Origin of the sequence: Chryseobacterium pyrolae, assembly GCF_025153485.1 — a bacterium.
In the GTDB taxonomy this organism is placed as follows: Bacteria; Bacteroidota; Bacteroidia; order Flavobacteriales; family Weeksellaceae; genus Chryseobacterium; species Chryseobacterium antibioticum.
On sequence record NZ_JANZQH010000001.1, the window covers coordinates 555,672 to 575,871 of the forward strand.

Below are 20,200 nucleotides of genomic sequence, written 5' to 3' on the forward strand. Positions count from 1 at the left end.
ATATTTTTTTTATGATATGTTGTTTTTTTTTATATTTTTGAAATACCAAATGAATAAAAACTACAAATAGACTAATCATGAAAATAACATTATTTCTTCAATACACAAAGTTATAGTTCTCTAAAACTATGATTACAATTTTAAAATCTAAGATTGTAAATCCTCATTTTCTTTTTTCTAATGTTCCACATAATTCCAATTATTATGTCAAAATATCTATGCCATAAAACAGCAGCTTTACTGGTGTTATTATATTCGGTCAGTGCTTATTCTCAATTGGTTGGATCTGATGTCCAGATATGGGAAAAATCAAACCTGACAGCTCGTGAAGTTTCCAATTTAAAAGAGGAGAACCTGCTCAATTTCCATTATGGAATTAAGGATAAGTTTCTTAAAAAATATATTAAACACAGTAAAAATAAGAGTCATACCCTGAGTCTTGTCCATACTTCCAAGGAGGATGAAAAAATATGGGAGAATGAGGCGCAGAAGATCGCTTTGAGTAACAATGTTTATGAAAAGAAAGGGGCGGATAAAAATATCAAAATCCGTAAAAGACCAAGCTTGTTTACTTTTACCAAGAATTCTGAAAAAGCAGATGGGAAATCAGACAGCATCAAAATCAAGTTTGAGGACCGTCATCTTTATGAATTGATTTTCATCCCAAGAAAAGCTAAGAAAATGGATCTTAATAAAATTCATTCTTATCTATCCATCAAGTATGGGATTTCTCTTGAAAAAGGAAAGTATTATGGAAGTGATGAAAAAATAATCTGGGATCCTGAAAAACATAAAGAATTCAAGTACAGACCTACCGGATTGGGACGGGATGACGGAAATGAGCTGTATCAGAAACAGTCATCTAATCAGGAAGATCAATTTTTAACAATTGGGAAAACAGATATAAAAAAGACCAATGTAGAAAATACCAGCCCTTTTGATCATAATAATTTTGTCATGTGGTCTGATGACAACAAATCAATGGAGATGAAGGCTGAAGGGAATTTTAAGGTTCTGGAAAGAAACTGGGAAATTAATTTTATAGGTTCTACTATTCCAAAAACGGATTATAAAATAAGGATAGATAAAAGGGTCATTAACCCGGATTCGCTTCCTGTTGTTTATTGGATGTTTCTAAAAAATTCAGCAGGCGAATTAACGAAGGTGCAGGGTGTTGAAAACGAGAATTATGTAGATTTCAGTAAAGTAGATTTCTATAAAGAAAAAGAAGGAGAAGTTTTCAATCATTTTACATTTGCAGTAAGCCCTTTACGAGATATAAAGAAAGACAATCAGAGCATTTCCGGCTCATCATCCATTAATGAAAATCAACTTTCATTAGATCTGGATAAAATTGTTCTGTATCCAAACCCAGTTAAAAAAGGACAAAACTTTATGGTAAAATTTCCTGAAATGGAAAACTTATCTATTGCTATTTATGATGGTGGAGGACGACTGGTTAAATTAGAGAAAATAGACCATCATTCTAGATCGTACAGCAGTTCGCTTGATATTCAAAGTTCGTATCTCATCAGTCTTACACAGAACGGAAAAATAATAAAAACATTCAAATTAATCGTTGACTAAAAAACCAAATCATGAAAATAAGATCATTAAAACTTCCTTTTAGAAAGAAGTCAGCCCTGCTGGTGTGTTTTTTTGCAACTATGTTTGTTTTTGCAAGTTTTACAAAAGAAGACCGGTATAAAGTTCGGGAATGGAGGAAACACCTGATGAGCAGGCTTACGGATAAAAAAGATATAGATCAGCCAACGACCCATTCAGATGAAATTTTATCTGAAGACAAGGCTGACATAAAAAAAACAGATCAATATTCGTCAGATTCCAACACTCATTCTGGTTCTGAAGGTTTAAATTTAAATCATGCATTTGATATAAAAGTAGATTCTGAAGAAAAGGCTCCGGATATAATGAACGTGTATTCGGCTAAAGAAAAAGAAGGAACGGTTGGAGTCTTTTCAGATCAGGAAGAGGACAGGATTTCAGATAATTTCTTTACCATTGATATTCCTGCGCTAAGTAAAGAAAACACCAGTGCTTATTTAGAATATGATCTGTTTGGTTTAGCTTCGCATCAGTCCGTACCAAGATCCATTAATCATAATCTGGCAATGGGTGGTGAAATTATTGTACCTCATGCAGCCTGGAGCCATCAGAAAGAAGAATTAAGTTCGGAACTTATTAAAAACGGAATCAATACAATTTTGTTCACCGCTCCCGGAGACGGTGTAAAATATAAGGTTAAAAATCTGAAGATCGTTTTTGAAAAAGCCAAAAGAGCATCTAGTGAACTGGTCGTAAATTCCATGATGTCAGGGGATCAATTATATGTAAAAGGATTTAACAAATTATCAACAGATCTGAATATTAACGGGACTGACTTTAGTACTAAAAATGGCGAGTTTGAAAAAATAGTTCAGTTATCAGAGAAAGATAAACTGACTGGGAATTTTTCAATAATAACCCATGGAATTACTCAATTATATAAGATTCCTGCAGATACGAAATCATTTAAAGTTTCAAATAATAATTATTTCAATTCCAAAGGGATAACCATTTCAAATGACAAAGAATTTGATATTCAGTATGAAGATTTAAATTTGAAAATAGAAAAGGAAACATCTGAGGCTGCTTATATTGAAGTTTTAAAACTGAGAGAAAAAGATATTCCTTCAGCTTCAAACGGGCTAAAAAATGTTACACTGAACAAATCAGCGTATCGTTTTTCTGTAATTTCAGGAAAACTGAATAAAAAAGTTAAGATTACAATTCCTTATGACGAAAAAAGACTGGGATTGTTTTCTCCCAAAGAAATCAAGGTTTTTTCATTTGACTATGCCAAGAGGCAATGGAAGATGGCGGGGCCAACAGAAGTAGATGAGAAAAATAAGACGGTAACATTTGAGGGTGATGGCGATGGTGATTATATCAATGGTGTTATCTCCGCTCCTGAATCACCACAGCTCAATTCTTTTGCACCAACTACAATCAGTGGTTTGAAAGCTGCAAATCCAGTGAGTGCTCCTTTAATGGAAGCTCCTACAGCAAGCCAGACGGGAGATGCTAATATCAATTATCCATTAATGTTGCCGGCGGGTGTTTCGGGTATGCAGCCTTCCTTATCTGTTAATTATAGCAGTGGCAGTGGAAATGGCTGGATGGGAGAAGGCTGGAATATCGGTGGTTTATCATCAATATCAGTAGACACACGATGGGGGACTCCGGCTTTTACAACAGGGCAGGAAACTGAACTCTACTCCATAGATGGAGAAATGTTGGTGTATCCCAATGGCTATCTGCCTCACAGACATAATAAAGTGAATCCAAATGGCACATTTGATACTTCCCGGCAGGCAAGAAACGGAGCCGGCGCGAAAACCTTCTATTTAAGAAAAAACCATGACTTTACCAAAATCGAGAGGTTTGGAACAGATACTTCGGATTACCGGTGGATTGTTACTTCCACAAACGGTACAAAAACGTATTACGGCGGCGACCAATCCGCGCTTGTCCCAAATGCCGTTCTGAAAAATTATAATGGGAACATTATACAATGGGGAATATGGAAGGTAGAGGATGTTCACGGAAATAACATCATTTACGAATATAAAAACCAATCCATCAATAACTTTACAGGAGATGATCAGAATCTTAATGCAGGATGGGTATTCCATATTGATAAGATCTTTTACTCGGGAAGGAATGGTCAGAAAGGGCCTTATATTGTAACATTTTTTAACGATACTTCAAGACAGGATAAACAAATTAATACTAAAGGCATCCTCAAAAGAATTGAGCCTTATTTGCTTACAAAAATAAATGTTGATTTTAAAAATACGAGTAATCAGCAGCTTGGCATAAGGTCTTACAATTTCACATATAATACCGGGATATTTCAGAAAAGCGTTCTAAGCAAAATGCAATTGAAGATAGTTAATGCACGGACCGATGGTGCATCGTTTGACTATAATTTTGAATACCATAGTGATAGTACAGTTTTTGGGGCTGCTACCAATATAGCAACTCCGGGGACTGATGCTTTTTCTGACGTAGTAAGTTCTATAACGAGCCCTTCCAAAATAAGTGCAGATAATAATTTTGAATGGGGATGGTCTTTAAGAACAGGAGGAGGTTTGGCATTATTCAGACCTCAATTGGGAGGGGTGAAAAACTTTATGTTATCCCTGTTTGGTGGTGCTTCATATCCTCGAATGAAAAGAGGACAAGAGTTAGTAGATTTCAATGGTGATGGGATATCAGATATTTTATATCGCAAGAGAAATGGCGATAACGGTATTAAGTTGATTCCCGGAAGCATTGATAGTAATGGAAAACTGGTCTTTAACAGTACACAGCAGTCGGTAGGGAATCTAAACAGTAATTTTTCGTATTCAAAAGGGACAACATGGAATTTGGGAGGAAGTGTTGTTTTTAATTGGTTTAAAATAGGATTTGATTTTTCATATATTAATTCTGAAAGTGAAAATGAAACTCCGATTTATATGATGGATGCCAATTCTGACGGATTACCGGATGTTATTAAAGATGATAAAGTCTGGTTCAACAGAAGAAACGGCGATGCTCAGGAAATGGTTATTACCAGTGATTTAACCGAAAATATGGTTATTACTGATAATGATCCTCAGCCCTACACCGAGCCTGAAGATCCTGATGATATTGACCCTGTAAAGCCCAAAAATGATGTGGTCAAAGTGTGGATTGCTCCGAAAAACGGGTTTGTAGAAATTTCTGATGAAGTAGCTATTGATTCTGGTCAGGATAATTCTGCAAAAGCGGTGTATTCGATAGAGATTAAAAACCCGAATGATGTTTCAAAAAATTGCCGATTATATTTAAAGGAGCTCAACAGTACTGCAAGTCAGGGTATTTCGATACGTCGGTATGATAGTTATCCGGGAACACCACTGGGAGTAGCCAATTCTTCCAGAATTTATGTAAAGTCCGGTGAAAAAGTATATTTCAGATTACACAAAAGATCCGGAACTAATTATATTGTAAAAACAAATCCTATCGTCACCTATACCAATAATGTTGGGGATCCATTACATAATGAATTTATTGAGGAACAGGATGGATATTGGCCTAATCAAACAAATTATGATGATAAATTCTTTTTGAACAATTTGACGAAGTCTTTTAAATTTACGGAGCCGGCTCATATTCGGATTACTATTCCTGAATTTACAATACCTACACTATCCGATAGAGTAAAATATTCTATCGTTCTCATTAAGGAAGATACCAGTGTAGCACAGAATCAGCAGACTATCATCAATGTCATTTATGAGGAAATCCTCGATCCATCTCCCGGACAGGCTGTAACGGTTTCACCGGTTGATCTTAATTATTCCGTACCGGCTCTTAACGATCCGGACGAATCATGGCATTTAAAATTCTTAGTAGAAACAGATTCACACATCAATAAAGAAATTGAATGGAATGATATTTTGGTTGAAGGGTATCCTGATGCCTCTCACAGACACTATGCTGTAGCACAATATCCGTCTTATCATATCAGAGACCTGAAAAATAAATTTGATATTTCTACTTTAAATAATCTACCATCGGGGAATGATGACTATTCTATTTCTATCAATAAGAATTTTAGTTTCAGTCCTTCCGTATCCGGTAGATTCCTGTACGTTATCAAGAAAAAAGGAATTTTCCTTGATAAAAGAATAGTAGAAATATCTAACGGTACCTTAAAAGAGTTTACAATAGATCATAATCTTATTAATGGTAACGATCCAATACCTTTTTATCATGGTGATCCTACAGCCAATATTATTGATGATCAGGAAAAACTGAATATCTTAATTTTCTGTGACACTAATAAAGACAGGCTTGCGTATGAAGCACTTAAATTGCAGCTGAACAATAATATCTTTAATATTTACAATCAGTCAGGAAATTCTCTTTTAAATCATACCATCGAAACATCAATAAACACAGGTGAGTACAATGGGGTAAGTGCTGTTTATCACAACTGGGGGCAATTCCTTTATAATGAAGCTAAAGATATTGTTCCTGGGCCAGGAAGTACCAATCAGCAACCTCCATTGATTCCTGGCTGTGAGCCGCGTAAGGAAAATGACTGTATCATTATTCCAACAGGACCCAGCGGAAGCACCGCCCCGGCATATACCACCAATCCAAATACACCTAAAGACCAGTATGGTGCATTAATAAATGATGCAACGCTTGAAAATCCTTTCCAGTTTAATTTAAATTTTCCCGCTTGTGCAGGGATTACCAATGCGCAACAATATGGGGAATGTATGGGAGATCAGCTTGCCAACGATTTTCAAAACAACTATGCCAATAATCAGGTATTTGGTGCAGCATCTCCTTTCACACCGTTAAATGCTTATAAAACCGAAAAGATAACAGAACATAAATGGATTAATCAGCTGTTTCATGAGCAATATTCAAAAAAAGGAAGTTTCAAAGATGATGAAACGCCAACTTCTCCATTTGTAGACAGCGATACCGATACTGATGACATTGAAGTAGCCAACAACCCTAATACAAGAATGTTTGCTATTTCGAAAAAACAGAAAAGCAAGTCGAAAACTAAAAATGCTGGAATAGCCATCGGACTAAATTTCACCAATTCTATTTCAGAACTGAGAAATATAGGAAACATCCAAACACAGGACTTTTTTGACGTGAATGGGGATAATTATCCTGATATGCTGTATCGCGGCCAATCCCAACAAACTAGTATCTTAGGAGGTTTGAAGGGTGCGCAGAGTGGTATCGAAGGAACGGACAAAGTGATTACAAGAACAGACGACTTTATGAACTCGAAATCTAAGGCATTTGGTGCATCAGGAAGCAAGTCAGTAGGTAGATACAGTCCTGTAATCGGAGATACATCTGTTTCGTGGTCTATGAATATTGGTTCATCCAATTATCCGAACTCGTACAATAAAACAACTGAATACTGGATGGATATTAACGGTGACGGTTTGGCTGATAAAATTGAAGGAAACTCATACAAGCTTAACTTTGGAACCGGGTTGGTTAATGGTAGTATCCCAGGATCAACAGGATCATTTGCTGGATTCGAAGAGCCTGTATCAAAGCCTGTACATTCTTCATCTTTTGGAATTGGCGGAGGGATAAACTCTGTAATTGATGCAGTTCAGGGTGTTGAATTGGGGATAGCTGTTTCCGGTGGAGTTGGCGGAGGATCCTCTACCGCTACCTCAAAAAGATCATTCCTTGATGTAAATGGTGATGGGCTGGTTGATATTGTCCAGGTAGATGAAAATACCGGACAAACCAATGTGAAATATAATCTGGGAAATCGCTTTGGTAATGCTCAGGGTCTGAATGTCAGCCTTGCGGAAGAATCAAAAACACACAGTGGCTATGCCACCTTAAACGGTGGATTCTATATTAATATACCAGCTATTACGATTTTTGGTATTACTCTTTTATACTTAAAACCTTTCGGAGCAGACCTCACTGCCAACGTGGGATTGTCGGTATCTGAAATCAATAAGGGCTTAAGAGATGTTAATGGTGATGGTTTGCCTGACCTTGTGGTTAATACCAATGATGGTTTAAAAGTATACTATTCCCAGATCGGTAAAACCAATAAGCTTAAAAAAGTATCCTACGCCGAGTCATATAGTCTTACTCCACCTGTAAATCTTGGTACTGCTTTTACCATTAACTACGGATTCTCTAAACCGTCTTACAACGATCCACAGGCAAAGCTGGTAATGTCCGAAGTAACCATACCAAACCCTGATGCCTTCTCAGGAACCTATACTTTGAGTACAAGTGGCAAAGATATGATCAGCCGATTTGATTATGAAAACTCAAGATATGACAGAAGAGAGCGGGAGAAGTATGGCTTTGCAAAGGTTAAGACATACGTAATGTCAGATAATTCTACGGTCTATCGTACAACCGTTCAGAACTTTTACAATCAAAACTATTTTGTTCGTGGTTTATTAAAATCTACAGAAACTTATGGCGGAACGGGAACATCCAATCTGTTATCATCTGCTATAAACAATTATAAACTTTACAATTTTAATCAGACCATTAGTGAGCTGATTGAGTTGCCTGCTGCTCAGTTTGAAACCTATGATGTGGGCGGAACAGAAGGAAAGAAGATGGGTCGCGTATTATTGTCTGGTTCTACTAAAGCCAGTTACGAAAACGGGAATTCAATTTCAACACAAAGCCAGCTATTCTATAATAACAAAGGGCAGCTTACCAAATACCAGTACACAAGTCCGTCTGCGAGTTATAACAGTGTGATCGCTTATCATACCAATCTCAATAATAATATATTGAATGTACCGAGCACTATTACGGTGTATCCCGGAACAGGCTCTGTAAATCCTCTGCGTAAACGCTCAACAGAAATTACAAATTCCAATACCGGCGATATTTCTAAGATTAAAGTATGGCTTACTTCAAGTGACATTGCAGAGACAGATCTTACATATGATGTGTTTGGAAATATTAAAACCGTTAAATATCCTACTAATGAATTTAATGAAAGATCTGAACTGGAATATTTTTATGATCCTATGGGGAAATATGTCATTCAGGTAAAGGATCCTATTTTTAATCTGTCTTCCTATGCTACCTATGACCCTACGATGGATACGGTTTTAGAATCTACTGATGTTACAGGTAATAAAATGAGCTATGAGCATGACGGATATGGACGACCGCTTAGAATAGTCAGTCCTAATGATTGGCAGACGCAGCTTTATACCATTAATTATGAATATTATAATACGCCGGTGACACAGAGTAATGGTAGCAAATTATATCTTTTCACAGCAAGAACAAAACATCTTGATCCTTATCATCCGAATAACGATATTGAAACCATTTCTTTTGCAGATGTTACAGGTGACGTTATACAGGTGAAAAAAGATATAGAGATTGATGGTGAGGAAAAAATGTCAGTTTCAGGAAGGGTAATTAATGATAATTTGGGAAGAACGATTGTACAATATCATCCGGTCTTCGAAAATAAAGATGTTGCAGTAAATAATAAACTCACTCTTACCCTTGCTCAGCACCTTACTTATGCGGGCTATGATTACAAAGACAGAACAGTCTCTTCTACCGATGAAGCAGGTAATTCTGTAGATACCAAGTTCCTCATAGAAAACAGCAGCTTTAAAACAGAAACTACCCAAATGCAGAATGCATCAGAACAGATGAGAACAGAAGTTTTTGCCAATGCTGAAGGAAAAACCGTAGAAACAAGAAATCATTTGCCGGGACAGGTTTTAAACACGGTATTCTCATATAGCCAAATAGGAGAGATAATGAATGTTGTTGATCCTGAAGGTTTGGAAACCAGCTTTAGTTATGATATGGGTGGCAGAAGAATAAGCCAGAGACATCCAGACCGCGGTGAGACTTCCTACACGTACAGCAAAGCAGGGCAGCTTACACATGTCTTAAATAATAACCTGAATAATAATGGCGGTGTTCCTATTCATTATGTATATTATTACAACCGATTAACAAATATCGATTTACCGGATATACCGTCAGGTGGAAATCCTGCCAATGTTACCTACAAATACGGAAGTTCAGGAAATAGTGCTGGAAGAATTGTTGAGAAGCAGGATGGCACAGGAGTATCCTCATATCAATACGGGAAAATGGGTGAGCTGATTGATGAAAACCGTTATATCTATGGTTTCTATATGCCGACTCTTAATTTTAACACTAAATATAATTATGACAGCTGGAACAGAATTCGAGCTATTGAATATCCTGATCATGAAGATGTTCGCTATGAATATGATTTGGGTGGAAATTTAAAAAGAATATACAACAAGGACGGATATGAATATGTAAAATCCATCAAATATGATCATTACGAGCAACGTAAGAATATTGTTTTCGGCAATGATACTTCGTCCAGCTTTACCTACGAACCGGGTATGAGAAGACTGCAAAACCATCTTTTGGTCGACGCTAACAGTAATTCGTTATTAGATGGTGCTTACCACTATGATTACGCAAGCAACGTAGTAGGAATTGAAAACACTAGCCAGACCACCAATACAGGTTTTGGAGGAAACTATTCTCTTAATTATGAGTATGATACTCTGAACAGGCTTATAAGATCTTCAGGAAACGCTGAGCCGGGTAGAAAAGAAGGTTTGCCACCTACTCCAATTGTAGGAACTATAACCTCGATGTATGATACCGAATTATCTTATAACATGAGCAGCGGTATAGATATGAAAAGACAACATCATGAGCAGGATGGCGTGGTAAATACTCAAAACTCTTATCGTAATGAGTACCATTATATAAAGGGAACCCATATGGTAGAAAAAGTAAGAGATCTGGGTACTGGAAACGAAGAATATTTTAATTATGATGCCAATGGAAATGTAATTCAATATACCACATCTGATAAAAACGTTCTTGATTATTTCTATTGGGATGAACAGGATCGACTAAGAGGTATAAAAAAAGATGTGCAGGGAATGTTCCAGTACTATGTATATGATGACAAAGGGGAACGTACTATTAAAGCCAATCTACAAACCGGTTCTGAACTGTACCAGAATGGAGAAATGATTGATACTGGTTTAGTATTTGATAACTTTAAGGTATATCCTAATCCCTATGTTGTGTATACTTCTGATGGTATGTTTACCAAGCATTATTTTGCCGGAAGCCAGCGTATTGCGAGCAGGCTTGCAGATGCAGGTGGCATTTTCAACAGCAGACAGGCAACATCTGCGGGTAGTAAAGAAGGTGAGGATCCTAAAGATAAACAATCTGCTGCTGAAGCCGACTTCAAAAACTATTTTTCAAAAGCAGGCTATGAAAAAACGGAAATAGAGAAGGAATTTGCCAGAGCTCCGGCACCTGTAGGTGGTCTTTATTACCTGCACGGCGATCATCTGGGTACAGCAACCTATGTTACCAATGAATATGCAGAACCTACACAATTTTTCTTAAATTTACCTTTTGGCGAAACGATGGTAGAGCAGCAGGAACCAACAGCCTATGTCAATCCATATAAGTTTAATGCGAAAGAATTAGACAGCGAAACAGGTCTTTACTATTATGGAGCAAGATATTATAATCCAAGATTAAGTATTTGGTATGGGGTGGATCCGCTGGCAGTCTACAATCCTGTAATGGAAACCCAGTTTTATGGGGATGGTCAACATAATGGGGGGGTATTCTATTTGGGAAATTTGAATCCTTATATTTATACCTATCAGAATCCTATTAAGTATGTTGACCCAAATGGAAAACAGGTTAATGCAGTAGACCCCTATGCTGGAGTTGGACAAAAAATAGCGAATGGTGCATCTAAACTGTGGAATGGTATAAAACAAGGTTGGGCACAACAATACAGTACCAAAACAAATGCAGATAAATATGGAGGTTTAGAAAGGTATAGACAATGGCAATCCAACCCTGGCTATAATGAAGGAGAAGGAAAATATGACAGGATGTTTAGGCTTATGGGAAATAGCCATCGTGAAGAAATGCTTGATTTTGGCGGCGGCGGATATAATATGTATGGTGGGTATGGTAGAATTGCAAACATTGAAAAAGGTATTTTAAATGAAGCCCAATTAATTCTGAAACAAGAAGGAACTTTAAATAAAATTTTTAAAGCTGGGGTTGGTCAGGAGATTAACATTGGAGGTAGGACAATAATTGTTGAGCCGGAAGCTCCTATGTCTGGACTTACTCTTTTTGAAGAAAATGCTTTTGTAATTGGTAAGGATGCTTTTAAATCACCTTTGGAATTAAGAAAAACCCTACTACATGAATTATACAGACTTAATACTAGTAAGCTGAAAGGGCAAAATGTAACACAACAATCTGTAAGCAATGAAACAAAAGCAGCTTTTGATTTTGCTGAAAAAAATGCTAAAAAAATAAAATGAAATGTTTTTTAATAAAAAGTATTTTTAGATTACAAATTAGAAATAAATTAATCATTACAGGAAATGTTAAATCTGATTCTGAGCTAGAAAATTATAAAATTAATACAATAGTATTAAGAGATGTAACAATACCTATAAATACGGTTAATGAAACTGTCATTGAGAATCAATCATATTTGGCCCTGACTTTTGATATAAATTGTATTAATGAAGATTTGTTATCTGAAATAATGAAACTTAAACAAGGACAAGCAATTGAAATTGGGGATGGTTAATTTAAGTGAATTGTATCGTATACTTTAAGACGTAATTCAGATAGGGTTCCTACTTTCGGATGCTAAACTTATACTTTCCAATTTAGGAAATCGAGAAATTAGAGTATTGAAATAAGATACTCTATTTTTCTTAAATTCACCTATGGTAGAGCAGCAGGAACCAACAGCCTACGTCAACCCTATAAGTTTAATGCGAAAGAATTAGACAGCGAAACAGGTCTTTACTATTATGGAGCGAGATATTATAATCCTAGATTGAGTATTTGGTATGGTGTTGACCCGCTGGCAGTCTATAATCCTGTAATGGAAACTCAGTTCTATGGGGATGGACAGCATAACGGAGGGGTACTTTATTGGGGTAATCTGAATCCATATATTTACACCTATCAAAATCCTATTAGATATATTGATCCTAATGGTAAGCAAGTCGACTGGCAAAAAGCATGGAATGATACAAAAGTATTCCTTAGTGATGCTGGAGATGTTTTACACAAAACCGCTGAAAACTTAGCTCCCATTACTGTTCATATTAAATCTAAAGAAGAAATAGCACAGGATAAGGCTAAGTATGGAGATGGCTTTACTAGCAGTTTCAAAGAAATGTGGGGTGACCTCAAAAATTTTGGAAACCAAGTCGAGGACTAGGAGATATTGATTTTGATGATGTTCAGGAACGCTTTAATAATGCTTCCGCAAAAGAAAAAGCTGTAATGGCTACTACGATGGCTGCTATTTTGTTTTCCTTGAAAAAAGGTAAATTAGATACTAAAGGGTTGGTTTTGTTAGGAGCAAAAAATAATTTTAAAATCCTTACTGCCAATTTGTTGAAAAAAGCAGGTATTGATGCTCATGAATTGAAGTATGAATTTTTAGGTAAAAAAGCAAAAATATCAGAATATGATTTATATAAACATACTGATACAAATGAGGTTTTAATACTTAAAAAAGGAGGCAAAGGAGATCCAATACATACAGGAGAATATATAAAGTAAATTATGGATTACAATACTAATATTAAAATGGTTTTTTCAATATTTGGAAGTCCTTTTGACCCAAATTATTTTTCAGAATCTATAAATGTAATTCCTACAAATTCATGGATGGAAGGAGAATTTATACCTAATAATAAAAAAAACAAAAAGCGAGAAGAATCAGCTTGGGAATATTCAATACATTTTGATACCATATATTTTGAAGAAGTTTCTAATAAATTTGTCAATATTTTTGAAGACAAAATAGACAGTATAAATAAATTCAATAATCTTACATTGAAATTTGATATTGTATTGGAAATAGTAGAAGAACAGGGATTATCATTATATTTTAATAAACCTTTTTTAAATATAGTTAATAGGTTAAGTGCTGAAATTGATGTCGATACTTATATTTTAAGAAATGAATGAAAAAGTCTATTTTAATAATATTTTTATGTTTCACAACATTATTTTTAGCTCAAAAAAGAATTGATTCAACGGATTGTTTCGTTAACAAGTATGATGACGTTAAAGAAAAATTCTTTAAGACGCCAAGTTGTAATAATTATGCAGAGATTAAGAAATTGGTTATATGCAAACGTAGCACAATACAAGATTTTTCGATCATTTACATTGCAGCACATCAATCTAATTGTATCCAGGCACATCAAGATTTATTTAATTATTATAAGCAATTAAATTTTGAATTATCAAAAAAAGATAAGTGTTGCAGAAATACTTTATTATTAGAAAACTTGGATAGTAATTCAATAAAGTTAGCCGTTAAGTCGCTGCTTCAAGCACAAATAGATAAAAGTACAATTGCAGGTTATTATTACTATGGCACTTATGTCGCTAAGGATAAGAGATTGGCAATAAAGTCTCTTCGGGAATCTTACAATTACGAAGTTACAGAAAATGATTTAGTTGAGGAGCTAGACCAAATGAAGGAATTATTAACACCTTGTTCAAATTCAAATAATGTTAAAAGATAAAATTAAAGGTTTGGATTCATTACAGAAAAATGCTCCTGTTTCTGGGGCTTTTTTCATGTATGCACCCAGTTTTCTACCCGGTTCATGTTTTTTAGTGTAAAATAATTTCATATTCAGTAGCTAAATTAGAGGTCAAGTGTGTAAAATATACTTTTCTTTGTGGTACCTGGTTTATTTTTTCCGTTAAAACCTCCTTTTTTACCCTTATTGGCTTGTAAATTGATATCAAAAGCTTTATCGAATTTTTTGATTATGATGAATAAACTGATTGCAATTTTAATTTTCTTTTTAAGTGGTTTTTCCCTTCTGAATGCACAGGAGAAAAAAGATTCACTTTATTATAAAATAGAGAATTTTTCAGATAAAACGAAAGTCACCAAATTTATTCACCGTTTCATATTTCGTAGACAAGCGGATTCTGCATCGGTGAGAACAACAACTGAGAAACTGTCGCAAGAGACCTATAATGGGAAACACATCAGAAATATCAGGATAGAAACAATTGACCCTTTCGGATATGGTTCGAAAGAGAAAAAAGAAAAATCCAAATGGTACGATTGGTTCACCAACCATCTTCATGCGAATACAAGAGATACTACCGTTAATAATTATTTACTTTTTAAGGAAGGTGAGGAGTATAACGCGCAGAAGCTCTACGAATCTGAGCGTTTACTGAGAACAATGCCTTTTATAAACCGTGTGAATATAAGCGTTTCCGACAGTACATCCGGCAAAGATTCTATTGATGTTGTGGTAAAAGTTCTCGATTCCTGGAGTCTGAAGCCTAGGGTCAGTTATTCAGGAAGTAAGATTGGTTTGGGAGTTACCGAAGAGAATGTATTAGGATTAGGGCACGAATTGAATTTGCTGTACAGAAACGATTCCAAGGAAAAGCAGGATTATCTTTTAGGAAGCTACACCGCATATAACCTTTGGGGTTCTTATATCAACGCTCAGATCCTGGGGGAACGTGATTTTTTGAAAAATGAAAGAATCAATTTCAATGTCAGAAGAGATTTTTTCTCACCCCTGACGAAATGGGCCGGAGGTCTTACATTCGAATATTTTATGCGGAATGTGGCACTTCCGACAGCGACAGATACTAAATTTCCGGAAGTTCAAATCAAGGTGTACAGCCAGGACTTATGGGGTGGTTATCAGATTCCCGTTTCAGCTGATTCTAAAGAAAGAGTCAACAGTAATATTGCCTTGATAGGAAGGTTTCAGAATTACCAATATAAAGACAGTCCCGGAATAGATCAGTATCAATATTTTAGTTCTTACAGCAGTTTTCTGATGTCTGTCGGATTTATTCGAAGAAATTTTTCGGTTCAGAAGAATATTTTTCAATATGATTTACCGGAGGATATTGCGTATGGAAATGCGGTTAATTTAACTGCCGGAGCTTTATCTAGAAGTAATGAAGTAAGGCCTTATGCGGGCATTTCTGCGTCTTATGGTAATTTTATAAAGATTGGTTATTTCAATCTGAAAGCTGAGTTTGGACGATTTTTTAATGAGGATAGTCAAAATCGGGAGTCTTTCCGTTTGGACGGAACGTATTTTACCAATCTCATGGATTGGAAGTTTGCCAAAGCAAGACACTTCTTTTCTCCTACTTTAGCATTGGGAAATCCACAGCATAATTATACTTATAGAGACAGAATTAATCTTTCTGCTGCAGATGAATTTCCTGTTTATAATTCAGATTTTATAGGAACTAAAAAATTGGTCTTAAGATATCAGCTTCAGCTTTTTGTCAATAAAACATGGAAGAATTTCCATTTCAGTCCGTATTTAACTGCCGCAGTCGGCTGGTTAGGAATGCCTGCAGACAAATTGCTTAAAACCACCGCTAACACAAAAATAGGGGTGGGAGTTTTAATCAATAATCCGTTTTTGGTTTTCAACAGAATTCAAATTTCTTTTACCTATTATCCCCGTGTTCCTTTCGATAATAATTCGGTTTTTGATTTTAACAGCAACCGGAATAATATTTTACCAATGAATAGTTTTGGAACAGATATTCCTCATTTTGTGAATTTTGGAAATTGATAATGAAATGATTCTTGTGAAATTTTAATGCATCAAGCTTCCCCTTCGTTTCTTCAGCGCACCGTTTGATCAAAAAAAAGATCAAATCTGCTATTAATTTCTTAAATTATGAAGATTATATAACGTACCCAATGATTTTTGAACAACTCAAATTAAATATTGATGTTAAAGACAGTACTTTTAATGAACTTTACCCCAATCATATAAGAGAATTGGCAAACCGCCACTGGACACCCATTGCTGTTGCCAGAATGGCAGCCGAATACCTCGCCGAAGAGCCTAATAGTAAAGTACTGGATATTGGTGCCGGTGCCGGAAAGTTCTGCCTGGTCGGCGCAGCTTCTACAAAGGGAATGTTTTTTGGAGTCGAGCAAAGAGCCGCTCTTACTAAAATATCAAAAAAAATAGCGAACAGGCATAAAATTACGAATGTAGAATTTATACATTCCAATATCAACGAAATTTCTTTTTCGGATTATGATGCATTCTACTTTTTCAATTCTTTTTATGAAAATATAGATACTTCATGTTTAATCGATGATACGGTGATGACGGACAGGGATTTATATTATGATTATTCAGATTACGTAAAAGAACAGCTTGATAAAACTCCTGTAGGGACACGTTTAGCTACTTATTGGAGTAAATGGGATGAAATTCCAAGCAGCTTTGATTTAACCGGTACTGCCTGCAATGGATTATTGAACTTTTGGAAGAAAATTTCATGATCATTGTAAAAACAATTCAGTATCATTGATAAATTATTTATTTAACGAAATATATAGGTCTGAACATTGTATATTTTTTACTACAGTTTTTTGTAGTAATACTTTTTATGTACTAAAAAAATACCAATCAGAGATATTGCAAAAAACGATAGTGTACTATTAATCTATAAATGAACGATATATGATAAGGTTGGGAATTTTTTCCATCCTTTTATTTTTTTACTCATTAGCATTTACGTAATTTTATACTCCGTAAAATAGAATTCATATAAATATCAATAAAAATGGATAAATATAATTACGGGATGGTGGGTCTCGGAGTGATGGGGAGGAATCTTCTTTATAATATTGCTGACAACGGGTTTTCGATCGCAGGATTTGACCTTGATGAAGAGAAAGTAAAAGAATTACAAGAAGGTGCCACTTCAGAAATGAAAGTAAAAGGGACCGCTACTTTAGAGGATTTTGTATCCGCACTGGAAGCTCCCAGGAAAATCATACTTATGGTTCCTGCAGGAAAACCTGTAGATGCCGTTCTGGAAAGCATTACACCGCTTTTAAGCCAAGGAGACATCGTTATTGATGCCGGTAATTCTTATTTCAAAGATACCAACAGACGTATCGCTGATTTGGCCTCAAAAAATCTGCATTTTATGGGAATGGGCGTTTCCGGAGGTGAACAAGGAGCCAGAACAGGTCCTAGTATTATGCCCGGAGGAGATCTGGAAGCTTTCCGTCTTCTTAAGCCAATGCTTGAAGCCATTGCTGCAAAAGTAGATAACGAAGCCTGTACCGCTTATATGGGGAAAGATTCCGCAGGGAACTATGTGAAAATGGTTCACAATGGAATTGAATATGCCATTATGCAGCTCATCAGCGAAGCCTACGATTTACTAAAAAGAGGAGCTAACTTAAATAACGATCAGCTATACGACGTTTTCAAAGAATGGAATAATGGCGAAATGAATTCGTTTTTAATTGAGATCACCAGAGATATTTTCCAACAGAAAGATTCATTAACGGAAAGCTACCTTGTAGATCAGATCTTAGATAAAGCAGGAGCAAAAGGAACCGGGAAATGGACCTCTGAGCAAGCTATGGAAATTGGGGTCTCTATTCCAACCATTGATATTGCTGTAACTTCAAGAATTTTATCAGCGTATAAGGAAGAGCGGGTTCAGGCCTCTCAACTCTATTCTGAAAAACATATTACAAGCCCGGAAAATACTGAGTTATTCATTAAAGAAGTAGGGGATGCTCTGTATCTGGCTACATTAATCAGTTATGCACAAGGTTTAGCTTTATTGGTTAAAGCTTCTGAGGAGTATGATTTTCGGATTCCATTAAAAGATGTCGTAAAAATTTGGAGAGGAGGCTGTATCATTCGTTCAGTTCTGCTGGAAAAGTTTTATTCCGCATATACCCAGAATCCTGATTTGTCTAATATTTTACTGGATAAAGATATTGCTGTGATCGTTAAAGAAAAAATAGGTTCATTACGAAAAACGGCTGCTTTTGCTGCTTCAAACGGAATTTCAAGTTTGGGAATTCAAACTGCTTTAGGGTATTTTGATGCCTATACCACAGAATCACTGCCTGTGAATCTTATCCAGGCTCAGCGAGATTATTTTGGAGCCCATACCTATCAGCGTATCGACAGAGAAGGTGTTTTTCACACGTCTTGGCAAACAGCAAAAAATTAAAATTCGGAAAAATGAACGAAAATAAAGTCTTGAAGCCAACTACAATCATAATTTTTGGTGCTACAGGAGATTTGGCAAAAAGAAAACTTTTTCCCGCGTTTTATAATTTATATATCGATGGCAGGATGCCCAAAGGTTTTAATATTTTAGCACTCGGAAGGGCAGATCAAACCAATGAATATTTTAAAAATTACATTAAAGAAAATCTTGAGCATTTCTCAAGAAAAAAGATAACTTCAGAAGATTGGGCGGGTTTTCAGGCCCATATTACCTATTTTCAGCATCAGTTGGATGAGGAGAGTTCCTACAAAAATCTGTATCAGAAATTAGAAGATTTTGATATGGTTTACGGAACAAGAGGGAACAGATTGTTTTATTTATCAATAGGACCCAATTTTGTTTCTATCATTTCCAATCATATCAAAAATACGTTATTAGCTTCTGATCCTAAAAAAGACCGTATCATTATTGAAAAACCCTTTGGCCATGACAAACAGTCCGCAATAGAGCTGAACAGTTTGCTTGCCGAGGCTTTTGAAGAAGAGCAGATCTACCGTATCGATCATTATCTGGGTAAAGAAACGGTACAAAACATACTGGCGTTTAGATTTGGAAATTCTATTTTTGAACCTTTATGGGATCATAAACATATAGAATCTGTACAGATTACAGTGGCTGAAGAGGTAGGCGTTGAGACAAGAGGCGCTTTCTACGAACAAACAGGCGCTCTGAAGGATATGATTCAAAACCACTTGTTGCAGATTCTGTGTATGGTGGCTATGGAGCCACCGGCTTCATTGGAATCGGGTGAGATCAGAGACCGTAAAGTAGATGTCCTGAAGTCGATTCGAAGAATTTCAGCTGATCAGGTGGATCATTATGCGGTAAGAGGTCAATACGGAAAAGGGACGATCAATGGAGTAGAGGCTAAAGGCTATCGTCAGGAAGATGGGATTGCTGCGGATTCTAATACAGAAACTTTTGCCGCGGTAAAATTCTATCTGGACAACGAAAGATGGCAGGATGTTCCTTTCTACGTTCGTACCGGGAAAAAAATGAAAGAAAAACATTCCTATATTACCATTCAGTTTAAACCACTTCCACATTCCACATTTTCAGAAAGTTCACAGCTTTTATCAGCCAACAGACTGATTATTAATATTCAGCCGCTGATGGATATCAGACTGCAGTTTATGGCGAAAAAACCGGGACTTTCCCTGGTTTTAAAGCCTGTTGAAATGATTTTTGATAATTTCGCCTGCCAGGAAGATACTCCCGAAGCTTATGAAACCTTATTGCTGGATGCACTTATAGGTGATCTTACTTTGTTTATGCGTTCTGATCAGGTAGAAGAAGCCTGGGATGTGGTAAAAACCATACAGGAAGCCTGGGAGAATAATAAAGATTCATCTTTTCCAAACTATGAAGCAGGAAGCTGGGGACCGAAAGAAAGTATTGCATTGGTTGAAAGACAGGGGCATAACTGGGTATAAAACAATATAAATTT

General features: G+C 35.9%; 11 protein-coding genes. All 11 read left to right on the plus strand.

Annotation, left to right across the window (positions count from 1 at the left end):
* The first annotated feature begins 204 nt into the window (after positions 1-204).
* The 11 genes from NZD88_RS02475 to zwf all read left to right on the plus strand — a co-directional run bounded on the left by NZD88_RS02475 (position 205) and on the right by zwf (position 20,186).
* A complete protein-coding gene (locus NZD88_RS02475) occupies positions 205-1,587 on the plus strand; it encodes a T9SS type A sorting domain-containing protein (RefSeq protein ID WP_259827163.1) in 1,383 nt (460 codons plus the stop codon).
* 11 nt (positions 1,588-1,598) lie between these two features.
* Positions 1,599-11,963 carry a SpvB/TcaC N-terminal domain-containing protein gene (locus NZD88_RS02480; RefSeq protein WP_259827165.1) on the plus strand — a complete coding sequence of 3,455 codons (10,365 nt, stop codon included), beginning with the start codon at positions 1,599-1,601 and terminating at the stop codon, positions 11,961-11,963.
* The gene (locus NZD88_RS02485; RefSeq protein WP_259827167.1) at positions 11,960-12,238 is read left to right on the plus strand and encodes a hypothetical protein; all 279 of its coding nucleotides are present in this window, start codon (positions 11,960-11,962) and stop codon (positions 12,236-12,238) included. The genes NZD88_RS02480 and NZD88_RS02485 overlap by 4 nt, the downstream gene beginning before the upstream one ends.
* A gap of 123 nt (positions 12,239-12,361) precedes the next feature.
* On the plus strand, positions 12,362-12,883 hold the full coding sequence (locus tag NZD88_RS02490; RefSeq protein ID WP_259827452.1) for an RHS repeat-associated core domain-containing protein: 522 nt from the start codon (positions 12,362-12,364) through the stop codon (positions 12,881-12,883).
* 65 nt (positions 12,884-12,948) lie between these two features.
* Positions 12,949-13,230 (plus strand): polymorphic toxin type 33 domain-containing protein, encoded by a 282-nt coding sequence (locus tag NZD88_RS02495; RefSeq protein WP_259827169.1) that lies wholly within the window; start codon positions 12,949-12,951, stop codon positions 13,228-13,230.
* Positions 13,231-13,233: 3 nt separating this feature from the next.
* Entirely contained in the window at positions 13,234-13,641 is a 408-nt protein-coding gene (locus tag NZD88_RS02500) for a DUF4279 domain-containing protein (protein ID WP_259827170.1), read from the plus strand.
* Complete coding sequence (locus NZD88_RS02505) at positions 13,638-14,207, plus strand: hypothetical protein (RefSeq protein WP_259827172.1); 570 nt, start codon at positions 13,638-13,640, stop codon at positions 14,205-14,207. The genes NZD88_RS02500 and NZD88_RS02505 overlap by 4 nt, the downstream gene beginning before the upstream one ends.
* A 252-nt stretch (positions 14,208-14,459) precedes the next feature.
* The gene (locus tag NZD88_RS02510) at positions 14,460-16,262 is read left to right on the plus strand and encodes a POTRA domain-containing protein (protein ID WP_259827174.1); all 1,803 of its coding nucleotides are present in this window, start codon (positions 14,460-14,462) and stop codon (positions 16,260-16,262) included.
* 131 nt (positions 16,263-16,393) lie between these two features.
* Entirely contained in the window at positions 16,394-16,990 is a 597-nt protein-coding gene (locus NZD88_RS02515) for a class I SAM-dependent methyltransferase (RefSeq protein ID WP_259827176.1), read from the plus strand.
* 284 nt (positions 16,991-17,274) lie between these two features.
* Positions 17,275-18,693, plus strand: a complete 1,419-nt coding sequence (gene gndA / locus NZD88_RS02520; protein WP_259827178.1) for an NADP-dependent phosphogluconate dehydrogenase — start codon at positions 17,275-17,277, stop codon at positions 18,691-18,693.
* An 11-nt stretch (positions 18,694-18,704) separates the two neighbouring features.
* Positions 18,705-20,186: a glucose-6-phosphate dehydrogenase gene (gene zwf / locus NZD88_RS02525; protein ID WP_259827180.1), complete on the plus strand. Its 1,482-nt coding sequence runs from the start codon at positions 18,705-18,707 to the stop codon at positions 20,184-20,186.
* Positions 20,187-20,200: the final 14 nt, after the last annotated feature.